General features: G+C 72.1%; 12 protein-coding genes. 2 read left to right on the top strand and 10 right to left on the bottom strand.

Annotated elements, in window-relative coordinates:
- Positions 1–11 precede the first annotated feature (11 nt).
- From CSC68_RS10205 to CSC68_RS10160, 10 genes are all read right to left on the bottom strand, one after another.
- Positions 12–1,751 (bottom strand): VWA domain-containing protein, encoded by a 1,740-nt coding sequence (locus CSC68_RS10205; RefSeq protein WP_162203452.1) that lies wholly within the window; start codon positions 1,749–1,751, stop codon positions 12–14.
- Positions 1,748–2,773, bottom strand: coding sequence for a vWA domain-containing protein (locus tag CSC68_RS10200; RefSeq protein ID WP_162203451.1), 1,026 nt, complete (start codon positions 2,771–2,773; stop codon positions 1,748–1,750). Before CSC68_RS10200 ends, CSC68_RS10205 begins: the two co-directional genes overlap by 4 nt.
- A complete protein-coding gene (locus tag CSC68_RS10195; RefSeq protein ID WP_162203450.1) occupies positions 2,770–3,231 on the bottom strand; it encodes a DUF4381 domain-containing protein in 462 nt (153 codons plus the stop codon). Before CSC68_RS10195 ends, CSC68_RS10200 begins: the two co-directional genes overlap by 4 nt.
- A 7-nt stretch (positions 3,232–3,238) precedes the next feature.
- Entirely contained in the window at positions 3,239–4,159 is a 921-nt protein-coding gene (locus CSC68_RS10190; protein WP_162203449.1) for a DUF58 domain-containing protein, read from the bottom strand.
- Entirely contained in the window at positions 4,156–5,169 is a 1,014-nt protein-coding gene (locus CSC68_RS10185; RefSeq protein ID WP_162203448.1) for an AAA family ATPase, read from the bottom strand. Before CSC68_RS10185 ends, CSC68_RS10190 begins: the two co-directional genes overlap by 4 nt.
- A 118-nt stretch (positions 5,170–5,287) precedes the next feature.
- Positions 5,288–7,162 (bottom strand): type IV pilus secretin PilQ, encoded by a 1,875-nt coding sequence (locus CSC68_RS10180; RefSeq protein ID WP_162203447.1) that lies wholly within the window; start codon positions 7,160–7,162, stop codon positions 5,288–5,290.
- A 15-nt stretch (positions 7,163–7,177) separates the two neighbouring features.
- The gene (locus CSC68_RS10175; protein ID WP_162203482.1) at positions 7,178–7,699 is read right to left on the bottom strand and encodes a pilus assembly protein PilP; all 522 of its coding nucleotides are present in this window, start codon (positions 7,697–7,699) and stop codon (positions 7,178–7,180) included.
- Between the two features lie 26 nt (positions 7,700–7,725).
- Positions 7,726–8,406, bottom strand: a complete 681-nt coding sequence (locus CSC68_RS10170; protein ID WP_162203446.1) for a type IV pilus inner membrane component PilO — start codon at positions 8,404–8,406, stop codon at positions 7,726–7,728.
- Positions 8,403–9,158 carry a PilN domain-containing protein gene (locus tag CSC68_RS10165; protein ID WP_162203445.1) on the bottom strand — a complete coding sequence of 252 codons (756 nt, stop codon included), beginning with the start codon at positions 9,156–9,158 and terminating at the stop codon, positions 8,403–8,405. Before CSC68_RS10165 ends, CSC68_RS10170 begins: the two co-directional genes overlap by 4 nt.
- Positions 9,158–10,216 (bottom strand): type IV pilus assembly protein PilM, encoded by a 1,059-nt coding sequence (locus tag CSC68_RS10160; protein WP_162203444.1) that lies wholly within the window; start codon positions 10,214–10,216, stop codon positions 9,158–9,160. The genes CSC68_RS10165 and CSC68_RS10160 overlap by 1 nt, the downstream gene beginning before the upstream one ends.
- A gap of 213 nt (positions 10,217–10,429) precedes the next feature.
- Between CSC68_RS10160 and CSC68_RS10155 the strand changes: the two genes are divergently transcribed.
- Both CSC68_RS10155 and CSC68_RS10150 read left to right on the top strand, forming a co-directional pair.
- A complete protein-coding gene (locus CSC68_RS10155) occupies positions 10,430–12,874 on the top strand; it encodes a penicillin-binding protein 1A (protein WP_162203443.1) in 2,445 nt (814 codons plus the stop codon).
- Between the two features lie 77 nt (positions 12,875–12,951).
- A complete protein-coding gene (locus tag CSC68_RS10150; RefSeq protein ID WP_162203481.1) occupies positions 12,952–13,584 on the top strand; it encodes a hypothetical protein in 633 nt (210 codons plus the stop codon).
- The last annotated feature ends 45 nt before the right edge of the window (positions 13,585–13,629 follow it).

The following is a 13,629-nucleotide window of genomic DNA, read 5'->3' as shown; positions in this document are numbered from 1 at the left end:
TCGGTGGACGCTCATCTTCCCTCCTGCTGGCGACGCTGGTGCTCGAGCTGGAACTTGGCGCGCAACAGGCCGCCCGGATCGTCCGGCACGCGCTGCAGCCACGCTTCGTGGGCCTGGCGGCGCTCCTGCTCGCGCACGTCGCCGGGCGCGGCGGCCTCGCCCTCGTCCGGCGGCGCCCCTTCCCGCGCCTTCCGCTCCATCGCCTGGCGCATGCGCTCGCGCTGCTCGCGATCGGCCTGCTCCTGGCGTGCACGCGCGGCCGCGGCATCCTCGGACGTGCCATCCCCGCTCTTCGTTTCCGCCTGGTCCCTGGACGGTGCGTCGGGCGGCGGCGGCGGCCCTGGCTGCGGCTCGCCTTCCTGTCCGCTGTCGCCCTTGCCGGCGGAGGAACCGGAGCTGTCGCCCCGCTCCTTGGCCTGGCGATCGCGCTCGCCGGACTTGCCGGCGCCGTCCTGGCGCGGCGGCTGCCTGCGCATCGCCGCTTCCACCACCTGGCGGTTGGCCCGCGCGTCCTCCATGTCCGGCGCCTGCGCCAGGGCACGGTCGTACGCCTGCAGCGCCTCCTCGTAGTTCCCCTGTCGCGCCAGCGCGTTGCCGAGGTTGTACTGGGCCTCGGCGCCACGCGCACCGGCCCGTGCGAAGGCCTCCGTGGCGGCGGCGAAATCGCCGCGGCGATAGGCCTCCACGCCGCGCTCCAGATGGCGCTGTGCCTGCTGGTCCGGGCGCAGCCACGGACTGTCCTGGGCGAACGACGGCGCGGCCGGCAGCAACCACAGCAGCAGCGGCAGCGCCAGCAGCGCGGCGCCACGCCGGAATGCCAGCGCCGTCAGCAACAGCAGCGGCGGCAGCAGCCAGTAACCCTGGTCCAGCCAGGTCCGCGCACCGGCGGCGTCCGCGGGACCGTCCGCCATCGCCGGCTGCAGCACGCCGATGGCCGCCAGGTCGGAGCCATCGGCCGTCAGCGCCGCATAGCGCCCCTGCCCGGCAGCGGCCAGCGCGCGCAGTGGGGCATCGTCGCGGCGCGAGGTGCGCACCACCCCGCGCGCGTCGCGGTAGGCACCGCCGGCGGGAGTCCCCAGCCCGAGCACCGACACCTGGTAGCCGGCGGCGGCGGTGGCCGCGGCGATCCGGGTGGCGCGGCCGTCGGCCGTGGCGGTCAGCAGCAGGATCTGGCCACGCTCGAAGCCGGCCTGGCGCAGCAGCCCCGCGGCATGGGTGATCGCGCGATCGGCACGGTGTCCGTCCACCGGCATCACCTCCGGGGCCAGCGCATCCAGGAACAGCGCGACGTTGTCGGCATCGCCGGTGAGCGGCGCGACCGTGTACGCGTCGTCGGCCCATGCGACCAGGGCCACGTCGCCGCCCTGGCGCTCGTGCAGCAGCGTGGCCAGCTTGGCCCGCGCCTGGGCCAGGCGCGAGGGCGGCAGGTCGGGCGTGGCCACCGAACTGGACAGGTCCAGGGCCAGCACCAGCGGCATCCGTGGCCGGACCTGGGGCTGCGCGGCCTGGCTCCAGCCGGGCCCGGCGAGGGCCAGCACCGCCAGCAGCAGGGCCAGCGATACGCCGGCAAGCCGCAGTCCGGCCCCGCCCCGGCCGGGAACCAGCAGGACCTTCAGCAGGTGCGGATCGACCACGTCGCGCCAGTCCTGGCGACGGCGAAGTCCCCATGCCGTCCACAGCAGCGGCAGCAGGATCAGCGCCCACAGCCACTGCGGGCGCTGGAAATGCAGCAGGTCCAGCCAGCCGCTCATGCGGCGCCCCCGGCACGGATACCGCCGCGCAGGCGCACGGCCGGCATCCCCGCCAGCACGGCAAGCACCAGGGCACCGCCCAGTGGCCAGGCATAGGCCTCCAGCCGCGGACGGACGGGCTCGGCGGCGACGTCCACCGGCTCCAGCCGGTCCAGCTCGGCGTAGATGCCGGCCAGCTCGTCGGCATCGCGCGCGCGGAAGAAGCGCCCGCCGGTCGCCTCCGCGACTGCGCGCAGGGTGTCCTCATCGACATCCTCGCCAGCCTGCACCGGCACGCCGAACAGCGAGAACCCGCCGGCGCTGCCGCCGAAGGCGATGGTGTACACGCGCACGCGTTCGGCCGCGGCGAGCTCGGCGGCCTTCAGCGGCGGCAGGACGCCGGCCGTGTTGACCCCATCGGTAAGCAGGACCAGGACGCGCTGGCCCTCGGGCTGGGCGCGCAGGCGCTTGACCGCCAGGCCGATGGCGTCGCCGAGCGCAGTCTCGCGGCCGGCCAGTCCGGCCACGGTGTCGCGCAGCTGTTCGCGCACCGCGGCCAGGTCCAGGGTCAGCGGCGTGAGCATGTAGGCGCGCTGCCCGAACACCAGCAGGCCGACACGGTCGCCGGTCCGGCGCTGCAGGAAGTCGGCGATGACCGCCTTGGCGGCGGCCAGGCGGTCCACCGGCTGCATGCCGAGCATCATGTCGGTCTCGCTCATGCTTCCGGACAGGTCCACCGCCAGCAGCATCTGCCGCGCCTGGTGCTGCGGTACGGCGGCCTCGCCCAGCTGCTGCGGCCGTGCCGCGGCGATGCACAGCAGGATCCAGGCAAGCGCAGCGAGCACCCCGCGCACCGGCGAGGCCCCCGAACCGGTGGCGGGACCACGGAGCCGGCCGGCCCATGGCACGCGCAGCGCGGCGCCCGCTTCGCGACGCGGCGGAAGCAGCCACCGCACCAGCAGCGGCAATGGCAGCAGCAGCCACGCCCACGGCCAGGCGACCCCTGCGAAGCCACCCCATGCCTGTGCCAGCCAGCCGGTCATGCAGGCCTCCGCTTCGGCTCCATCAGGTCCAGGAAGCGCGCGTGGGCCAGCGCGGCGACGGCATCGACCTCGGGCGGGTCCAGCTGCGGGCGGAACGGACCGTCGAGCAGCAGGCGCCCGGGCCCGGCGCTGAAATCCAGTCCGCGCCCGCCGTCCAGGAAGTCCAGCCAGGCCTCGCCCTGGAGGCGTTCCGCGCCCGGCTGGGCGCGCCGGGCGGCGCGGCGCAGCAGGGAGGAGATCGCCGCCAGCCGCTGCGGTGGCGTGCCGCGCGCGGACTCCTCCAGGAACCAGCGCGACCAGCGTCGCCGCCGGCGCGCACGCCAGAAGCGCCAGCCAAGCCAGGCCGCCACGACCAGCAGGATCGCGACGCCCACCCACCACCAGCCCGGCGCAGGCGGCCACCAGCCCGGGGACGGCGGCAGGTGTACGTCGCGCAGGGGCAGGCTGGTCGGATCCATGGCCGGCTCAGGCATCGGGCGGGAGCGGCCGCGCCGGCCGCAGCCATCCGGAGGCGGTGGCGTCGGTCGCCAGGCGATGGACGCGCCAACCGTAGGCCGGCAACGACTGCGCCAGGGTTTCGGCCGGTCTGGCCAGGACCTGGTGCCACTGCGCGCGCGCCTGCGCGAGCTGCAGCGGGACGTGCAGGCGCTGTCCGCCGCTGGCCACCGCCAGCGCGCGCCGCGGCGGCGCGATCTCCAGCGCATCCTGCAGCAGCACCAGCGCCGCTTCGTGGTGCCGGCCCAGCGCCGCCCAGCGCTGCAGCGGGACCTTCGCCGCCGCCTGCGGGTCGGCCAGCACCACCAGGCGCGCGCCGGGCCGCAGCAGCCGCTGCGCGTGCTCCAGCGCCAGCTCCAGTCCGGCATCGTCCGCGGGCGGGCGGGCGTACCAGCGCGACAATGCCTCGAGCACGCGCATGGCGCCGCGCATGCCGCCGGCCGGTGGAATCGCCGGCTCCCCGGCGCGCAGGGCCGCGATGCGGTCGCCGGCCTGCAGCGCGGCCCAGGTCGCGCCCGCGCCGGCGCGCGCCGCCTGCACCGACTTGAAGCGCACCCGCGTGCCGAAGTACAGCGCCGGCGACGTATCTGCCACCAGCAGGGCCAGGCGTTCGCGCTCGGCCTGGAACAGCTTGGTGTGCGCACGCCCGGTCCGGGCGGTCAGCCTCCAGTCCATGCGCCGCACGTCGTCGCCGGGCACGTACTCGCGCGACTCGGCATATTCCATGCCGCGGCCGCGCAGGCTGGAAGGCGCGGCACCGCGCATCCCGGCGCGCCCGATGCCCGGCGTGTCCATCCGCGGCGCTTCGTGCCGCAACGCGACCAGCTCCTCCAGCCGCGGGACGATGCCATCGCCAGCCGCCCCCGGATCCCGGAGCGCGGCGCCGCTCATGGCGGCGGCACCTGTTCGAGCAGCGCCGACACCAGGCGGTCGCCATCCCAGCCCTCGGCCAGGGCCTCGTAGCTTGGCAGGACGCGGTGGCGCAGCACGTCGGGAGCCACGGCACGGATGTCTTCGGGCGTCAGGTAGTCGCGACCGGCAAGCCAGGCGCGCGCGCGCGCGCAGCGTTCTAGGGCGATCGATCCACGCGGGCTGGCGCCCCAGGCGATGCGACGGGCCAGCGCCGGGTCGTAGCGGGCCGCGTCGCGCGAGGCCAGCACCACCTCCACCAGGTAGCGTTCCAGCGCCGGCGCCATGTGCAGGGCGAGCACTTCCTCGCGGGCGGCGAACACCACTTCCTGCGGCATGCGCTCGGGCGCCGCCGTCTCGTGCAGGACGCTGCGCGCCTGGTTGCGCGCCAGGCGCAGGATCTCGGTCTCCATCGCCGCATCCGGGTAGCCGATGCGCACGTGCATCAGGAAGCGGTCCAGCTGCGCCTCCGGCAGCGGGAACGTGCCTTCCTGCTCGATCGGGTTCTGGGTGGCCATCACCAGGAACAGCGGCGGCAGCGCGTAGGTCTGGCGGCCGACCGTGACCTGGCGCTCGCCCATGGCTTCCAGCAGCGCCGACTGGACCTTGGCCGGGGCGCGGTTGATCTCGTCGGCCAGCAGCAGCGGATGGAACACCGGCCCCGGCTGGAACTCGAAGCGGCCCTCCTGCGGGCGCCACACCTCGGTCCCGGTGAGGTCGGCCGGCAGCAGGTCGGGGGTGAACTGGACGCGGGCGAAGTCCGCTTCCAGGTGCGCGGCCAGGGTGCGGATCGCGGTGGTCTTGGCCAGGCCGGGTGCGCCCTCCACCAGCAGGTGGCCGTCGGCCAGCAGTGCGATCAGCAGCCGCTCGACCAGCGCCTCCTGGCCCACGATGGCCGCCGAAAGCCGCTCGCGCAGGCGCTGGAAGGCGGCGTGGGCTGCGCTGGTGGCGGGATCCGGGGTGGCGGCGGTTTCGGCGGTCGGGGTATCCATGCACCGATTCTGACCGATCCGGGCGCGGCGTGGTTCCCGGTGCGCCGCGTCCACGCCGGCCCGGAAACGGAAACGGGGCCCGCGGGCCCCGTTCCGTGTACCGGCCAGGGGCCGGTTGTCAGACGCGCTTCTCGACCCGCATGACCTTCGGGGTCAGGAAGATCAGCAGCTCGGCCTTGTCCTTGATGCGGCTCTTCTTCTTGAACAGCGCGCCGAGGAACGGCACGTCGCCCAGGAACGGCACCTTGGAGACGCTGTTGGTGTCGGTGAACTCGTAGACGCCGCCGATCACCACGGTCTGGCCGTCGTCGACCAGCACGGCGGTGTTGATCTCGCGGGTCGCGATCTCCGGCACCTGGCCGATCGAGGTGTCGATGTAGCCCAGGATCTCGTCCTTCAGCACGTTGACCGCCATGAAGACGCGGTCGTCCGCGGTGATGGTCGGGGTGACCTTCAGCTCCAGCACGACTTCCTTGAACTGCACGTTGGGCGTGGCGAAGCCCTGGTTGCCGCCGCCGGTGAGGGTCACGTAACCGACCTCGCGGCCCTGGCGGATGACCGCCTCGCGCTGGTTGGAGGTGACCACGCGCGGATTGGACAGCACCTCGCCGCGGCCTTCGCGCTGCAGCGCCGACAGCTCCAGGTCCAGGGCGAAGTTGCGGCCCAGCAGGGTGTAGGCCAGCGCGCCGGCGTTCTCGGCCGAGGCCGGGAGGTTCACGTTCAGGCCGCCTGGAACGTTGTGGATGCCGCTGTTGAGGATGCTGACGTTGTTCTCGAGCGAGCCGCTGACGACGCCGGTGTTGTTGCCGGTGCGACGGCCGGCCACGCCGAAGCGCGCACCCAGGTCGCGGGCGAACGAATCGGTGGCGATGACGATGCGGCTCTCGATCAGCACCTGGTCGACCGGGCGGTCGATCACGTCGATCAGCTCGCGCATCTGCGCGACCTTCTTCGGGATGTCGCTGATCATCAGCGTGTTGGTGCGCTCGTCGGCGACGATGCGGCCACGCTGCGAGAGGAAGCCATTGTCGTTGTTGCCCTGGCCGCCACCGCCGCCGCCCACGCCCTTGGCCTCGGTCAGCGCCTTGAAGATCGCGCCGGCCGAGTGGTAGTTCACCTGGATGTAGTCGGTGACCAGGTCAACGCGGTTCTCCAGGTCGATGCGGGCGTCCTCGCGGGCCTTCTCGAACGAGGCCAGCTCCGCCTGCGGCGCCACCCAGATGACGTTGCCGTCACGGCGCTTGTCCAGGCCCTTGGCGCGCAGGACGATGTCCAGCGCCTGGTCCCACGGCACCTGCACCAGGCGCAGGGTGACGTTGCCCTGCACCGTGTCCGAGGCGACCACGTTGAGGTTGGACTCCTCGGCGATCAGCTGCAGGACGGTACGCACCGGCACGTCCTGGAAGTTGAAGGTCACCGGGCGGCCCGAGTAGGGGCGGCTCGCGACCTTGGCCTGGGCGCTGGCGACGCTGTCGCCGGTGACCGCGCCCACCGCCGGCGCGCTGGTGCGCGGCGAGATCTCGACCACGTACTCGTTGCCGGTCTGGTAGGCCAGCGACTCGTAGGCGCCGCGGGTGGCCAGCACCAGCTGGGCGCCGCCGGCGTACGGACGGGCGTCGATGCGCTGCACCGGCGTGGCGAAGTCGGTGACGTTGAGCGGACGCTGCAGCTCGGCGGGCAGCACGGCGTTGGCCACGTCGACCACCACGCTGCCGTCCTGGGTGCGCAGGTCGGGGGCCACGCCCTCGCCGTCGAACCTCAGGACCAGGCGGCCCGCGCCGCCGTCGCCGCGCTTGAAGTCGATGTGGGAAACGCTGGCCTTGGCCGCTACCCCTGCGGCCGAGGCGGAAGGCTGTGCCGGAGCCGCCGGCGTGGCGGCAAAACCGGTGGCGGCGGCAGTGGCCAGCGCGAGGGCCAGGCCAGCCAGGCCCACGGCCTTGAAGGTCGCCGGGTGCCGCGGCTTGCACAGACTCCGGTTGTTGGAAAAGGTCATCGTGCTATCCCCTAATCAATGATCTTCGAGCGCGATCGAGGCCGGACGTTCCAGCCATCCCCCCGCGCCATCTGGCACCAGTTCGACCAGTTCGATCCGGTCTTCGTAAACGCCCACCACGCGGCCGTCGTTCTGGCCGAGGTAGGCCCCCGGGCGGATCCGGTGGGTCACCTTGTCCGGCGCCATCACCAGGGCCAGCAGGCCGCTGCCCTGGCCGATCGTGCCGACCATGTCCAGGCTGTCCAGCGGGAACTGTTCCAGCGGTTCCTTGGGCCGGTTCGGATCGGGACGCAGGCCGCCGCCGCCCTCAGGATTGCTCCAGGCGTCGCTGAACGGATCGCGCAGGTCCTGCGCGGCGTACTCGAAGGTTTCGAACTGCTGCATGACCGGCAGCGGATCCAGCGGCGGCGCCGGGCGGGCGCGGACGTCCGCGACCCACTTGCGCAGGTTCGGGGCGTCGCCCGGGGTGCTGGTGATGCCGCGGCCGCAGGCGCCGAGCGCGAGCATGAGCATCAACGCTCCGATGCCGCGCAGCATGTTGCCGTGTTCGTGGCGCCCCATCGTCACTTACCCCCCTTCTTCGGCTTCTTCTTGCCGCCCTTGGCCTTGCCGGCCGGCTCGACCTTCGGCATCTCGCTCTCGTCGAGGTAGCGGTAGGTCTTCACCGTGCCGGACAGCTCCAGCACTCCGGCCCGCGTGATTCCCCCGCGGTCCTTCGGCTTGAGGGAGATGTCATGCATGGTCAGGATCACCACCCGCGGCAGGGAGGCCACGCCGCTGACGAAGGCGCCGAACTGGTGGTAGCTGCCCACCATGCGCAGTTCGATCGGCTTCTCCGCGTAGAACTCGCGCGGCATCTCCGGCAGCGGCTTGAACAGCTCGTTGGTCAGGCCGCTGGCGAGGGCGGTCTGGGAGATGTCGACGATCAGGTCCGGCATCTCGGTCTTGCTGGGCAGCTGCCGCAGCATCTGCTGCAGCACCAGCTCCATCTGCGCCAGCTGCTGGCGCAGGGGTTCCAGGTTCGCGGCCTTGCCCTGCTCGTCCTCGAACTGCTTGCGCAGCGCGACCTCGTCCCGCTCGAGCTTGAGCAGGGTGTCGCGCTTGCCGTTGATCAGCGCGAACCAGGCCACGAGCACGATGCCCACCGTCAGCAACCCGCAGAGGACCATCTTCCACTGCTGCGGCCAGGCGCCGATGTTGTTGAAATCCAGTTCCTTGAGATTGACGCTCTTCTTCTGACTCATGACGCCGGTCCCCCCGCGGCGTTGGCCGCCGGCTTGTTGCCCTGATCACCGCCGTCCTGCACGGTGGCGGCCCCGGCCTCGGCCTCGGCCTGCACCGCCGCTGCCTCGGGGGCGGCGGCAGCAGCTTCGGCCTCGACCTGCACAAGCGCGGCCGGGTCGATGGCCTGCCCTTCCTCGCCGCTGGCGTTGGGATTGGCCAGGCGGACCTTCAGGCTGAAGTTGTACGGCAGCGCACGCGCGCCACTGGTCATCGGCGCCTTGTTGTCCTTGCGGACCTCGATGATCGACAGGTCGGGCTTGGTCATCCAGCCGGAGATCTCGAGGTTGCGCATGTAGCTGCTGACGCGCGCGTTGGACTGCGCGGTGCCCTCGAGGGTGAGGATCTCGCCCTCCTGCTTGAGGGCGGTCAGCACCACGCCGTCGGGGATGGTGCGCACCAGCGAATCGAACAGGTGCACCATCTGCGAACGATTGGCCTGCAGCTCCTCGATGACCTTCTTGCGCGCCAGCAGGCGTTCCTTCTTGAGGTCGAGCTCGGCGATTTCCTCGTTCTGCTTCTGGACCTTCTCGATCTCCGCCTTGAGGAAGCGGTTGCGCTCCTGCTGGCCGCTGATCTGCTGGTCGAAGTGGAACCAGACCAGGGCGGAAATCAGCAGGCCCGCGATCGCGGCCACGCCCAGCATGACCTGGAACTCGCGCTGGCGCTGCTTGCGGCGCTCGGCGCGCCACGGCAAAAGATTGATGCGTGCCATCAGTCGAAGCTCCTCAGGGCCAGGCCGGTGGCGATCATCAGCGCCGGGGCGTCCTGCGCCAGCGCGTGCGGCTGCACGCGCGGGCCGAGGGTCATCTGCGCCAGCGGGTTGGCGACCTGGGTCGGCACGCCCAGCTGCTCCTCGACCATCTCGGGCAGGCCGAGGATGGAGGCGCAGCCGCCGGCCAGCACGATCTGGTCGACGCGGTTGAACTCGCTACCCGCGTAGAAGAACTGCAGCAGGCGGCTGACCTGCTGGACCGTCGCTTCCTTGAACGGCTCCAGGACCTCCAGCTCGTAGGTCTCGGGCAGGCCGCCCTGGCGCTTGGCCTGGCCGGCTTCCTCGTAGGTGAGGCCGTAGCGGCGCATCACCTCGTCGGTGAGCTGCTTGCCGCCGAACAGCTGCTCGCGGCTGTAGAGGCTGCGGCCCGCGCGCAGGACATTGAGCGTGGTCATGGTCGCGCCGATGTCGATCAGCGCCACCACGCCGTCGCGTCCGCCCGGCAGGCTGTCGGCGATCAGGGCGAAGGCGTTCTCGACCGCGAAGGCCTCCACGTCCATCACCTTGGCCGTCAGGCCGCCGAGCTCGAGCGCCGACTGGCGCAGCTCGACGTTCTCCGAACGCGAGGCGGCCAGCAGCACCTGGACGGTATCGGGGCTGTTCGGCATCGGGCCGAGCACCTCGAAGTCCAGGTTCACTTCCTCGATCGGGTACGGAATGTAGTTGACAGCCTCGAACTCGACCTGGGCCTCCAGGTCGTCCTCGCTGAGGTTGGCGGGCATCTGGATCACCTTGGTGATCACAGCGGCACCGGCAACGGCCGCCGCGGCCGCACGGACCTTGGTGCCCGAGCGGGTCACGGCGCGGCGGATCGCCTCACCGACCGCCTCGACCTCGACGATGTTCTTCTCCACCACCGCATTGGGCGGCAGCGGTTCGACTGCATAGTGTTCGACGCGATAGCGGTTTCCGCTGCGTGACAGCTGCAGCAGCTTGACCGCAGTCGAGCTGATGTCGACGCCAATGAGCGGCGACTGACTTTTTGGGATGAGCCCCACGGTTTCTCCCCTGCCGACGGGCACTTGGACGCAACTTCTGTGCCCGCGCATTAAATAATGGCTTTTTCAGACTTGGCAAGCTTCCCGTGCGGCAGGCTGCGACCCCCGCCGCCCGACTCGCTGCCCTGTCTGACTCCCCACGGATGCCTCCCCGGCGGCATCCTCGGCGCCATCATATACTCTGCGGCCGCAAAATCTGCAATCGGAACCTCGATGCCCCGTCTCCGCCGCGTGCTCCGCTGGGCCCTGATCGCCACCGGGATCCTGGCCCTGGCCGGCCTGATCGCCCTGGCCGTCCTGTACCGGATGATCGCGGCCGACCTGCCCGACGTGTCCGTCCTGCGCCAGATGGAGCTGCAGGAGCCGCTGTACGTGCACACGGCCGAAGGCAGGCTGATGGCCGTCTTCGGCGAGGCCCGCCGCTACCCGGTGACCATCGAGCAGGTGCCGCTGCGGCTGCGCCAGGCGTTCCTGGCGATCGAGGACGCGCGCTTCTACGAACACGGCGGCGTCGACTACAAGGGCACCGCCCGCGCGATCTGGCTGATGGCCACCACCCGCAGCCTCAAGGTCCCGGGCGGCTCGACCATCACCCAGCAGGTGGCGCGCCAGGTCTATCTCAGCCCGGAGGTCAAGCTGAAGCGCAAGGCCGCGGAAATGCTGCTGGCCATGCGCATGGAGCAGGAACTGAGCAAGGACGAGATCCTGGCCCTGTACCTCAACAAGAGCTTCTTCGGCAACCGCGCCTACGGCGTGGCCGCGGCCGCGGAGTTCTACTACGGCAAGAAGCTCGACGAGCTGGACCTGGACGAGATGGCCTCGCTGGCCGGCATCCCCAAGTTCCCCTCCTCCGGCAACCCGCTGGACAACCCCGAGCGCGCCAAGGTCCGCCGCGACTACATCCTCGACCGCATGGCCGAGCTCGGCTTCGTCAGCGCCGCCGAGGCGGCCGCGGCCAAGGCCGTGCCGATGCACGCCGGTGCGCACGAGCCGCCGCTGGAGGCATCGGCGCCGTACGTGGCCGAAATGGTCCGGCAGGAGATGATCAACCGCTACGGCCCTGAGGCGCTGACCCGCGGCTACCGCGTCACCACCACCATCCAGGCCGACCTGCAGGCGGCCGCCGACAAGGCCATGCGCGACGGCCTGCGCCTGTACGACCACCGCCACGGCTGGCACGGCGTGGAGCGGCAGGGGGGAGTGGCCGCGGACGCCGACGACGCCCGCCTGGCGCGCGAGCTGCGCGGGACTCCGGTGCAGGCGGACCTGCTGCCGGCCATCGTCGCCGCCACCGCCGCCGACGGCAGCGCCGAGGTGGTGCTGGCCGATGGCAGCCGGGTGAAGCTCGCCGCGGGTGCGGCGGGCTGGACCGGCAAGAAGCCGGCCGCCCTGCTCAAGCGCGGCGACGTGGTGCGGGTGCGGCTGGACGGCGAGAACGGCCTGGTCCTGGACCAGGTGCCGCGCGGCCAGGGCGCCCTGGTCTCGCTGGACGCCAACACCGGCGCCCTGCGCGCCCTGGTGGGCGGCTACAGCTTCTCCGGCAACAAGTTCAACCGCGCCACCCAGGCGCGGCGCCAGCCGGGCTCCAGCTTCAAGCCGTTCGTGTACGCGGCGGCGTTCGAGAAGGGCTTCAACCCGGCATCGATCGTGCTCGACGCGCCGGTGGTGTTCCGCGACCGCCGCGGCAAGACCTGGTCGCCGCAGAACGACGACGGCGAGTTCCGTGGCCCGATGCGCCTGCGCGAGGCCCTGGTGCAGTCGCGAAACCTGGTCTCGGTGCGCATGCTCGACGCGATCGGCGTGGATTTCGCCCGCACCTACATCACCCAGTTCGGCTTCGACGAGGCCGAGCTGCCGCCCAACCTGTCGATGTCGCTGGGCACCGCCTCGCTGACCCCGCTGTCGGTGGCGCGTGGCTATGCCGTGTTCGCCAACGGCGGCTCGCGGGTCGAGCCGTGGTTCATCGCCGAGGTCCGCGACCGCGACGGCGCGGTGGTCTTCAGGGAGGAGCCGGCCGTGGCCTGCCGCGGCTGCGGCGGCGGCCGCCCCGCCGGCGCGGCCCCGCAGGTGGTCGACGGCTTCAACTTCGGCGCCCTGCAGGCCCCGGACCAGGCCGCCGCCGGCCAGGCCGGCGCGCAGGAGCGCAACGCCCTGCCGGAGCCGCCCGCGGGCAAGCTCGCCCCGCGCGCTATCGACGAGCGCACCGCCTACCAGCTGGTGTCGATGATGCGCGACGTGGTCCAGCGCGGCACCGGCAGCGCGGCCAGGGCGCTGGGCCGCCAGGCCGTCGGCGGCAAGACCGGCTCCACCAACGACCACCGCGACGCGTGGTTCTCCGGCTTCGGCGGCCCCCTGGCCACCACCGTCTGGGTCGGCCGCGACGACTTCAAGTCGCTGGGCTACCGCGAGTACGGCGGCAGGGCCGCGCTGCCGATCTGGATCGACTACATGCGCGTGGCCCTGGAAGGACAGCCGGAGACGCCCAACGAACCGCCGGCAGGCATGGTCCAGGTCTACGTCGACGCGTCCGGGCGGGTCTCGACCTTCGGCGGCGGCCTGGCCGAGTACGTCAAGGTCGAGGACCTGGAGCGGATGCAGAACAACCTCGACTACCTGTGGCCGGAGCACCAGGACGAAGAGGCCTTCGACATCTTCTGAGGACGGGCGCGGCACCATGACCATGCCGTCACCGTGCTGCGCTACATTCCTCCCCAGGTTCTAACGGGGGAATGGCCATGGGCCGCGCGCGCCAGCATGCGGAAGCCAGGCAGGGCGAGCGCCGGCGGCGCCTCGCCCACGAAGCCGCCCGGCTGATGGCCGAGAGCGGCATCCGCGACTACCAGCAGGCCAAGCGCAAGGCCGCCAGCCGGCTGGGCATCCACGACGAGGCCTCGCAGCCGCGCAACCAGGAGATCGACGAGGCCCTGCGCGAGTACCAGCGCATCTTCCTGGGCCCCGCCCAGGCCGATGCGGTGCGCATCCGGCGCGAGGCCGCCGGGCGCGCCATGGAATTCTTCGCCTCGTTCCAGCCGCGCCTGGTCGGCCCGGTGCTGGACGGCACGGCCGACGCCCGTTCGCCGGTCAGCCTGCACCTGCATGCGGACGACCCCGAGGCGGTCCCGCGCTTCCTCGACGAGCACGACATCCCCGCCCAGTCCCGCGGGCGCCGCGTGCGCCTGGACCGCGACCGCGACCTGGCCACCACCGCATGGGTGTTCGAGGCCGAGGAGCTGGTCTTCGAGCTGACCGTGCTGCCGGTCGACGTCCTGCGCCAGGCTCCCCTGTCGCCGCTGGACGAGCGCCCGCTGGCGCGCGCCTCGCTGGTGCAGCTGCGCGGACTGCTGGCCGGGGGCCTGCCGGGGCCCTGAGCGGTTCCGGTGGCCGGCCACCGCGGCGCCGCCGCCTTCCACAAA

It is taken from the genome of Pseudoxanthomonas suwonensis (assembly GCF_010093235.1).
Taxonomy (GTDB): Bacteria; Pseudomonadota; Gammaproteobacteria; order Xanthomonadales; family Xanthomonadaceae; genus Pseudoxanthomonas; species Pseudoxanthomonas suwonensis.
This window is presented reverse-complemented; position numbering and strand designations above follow the sequence as displayed.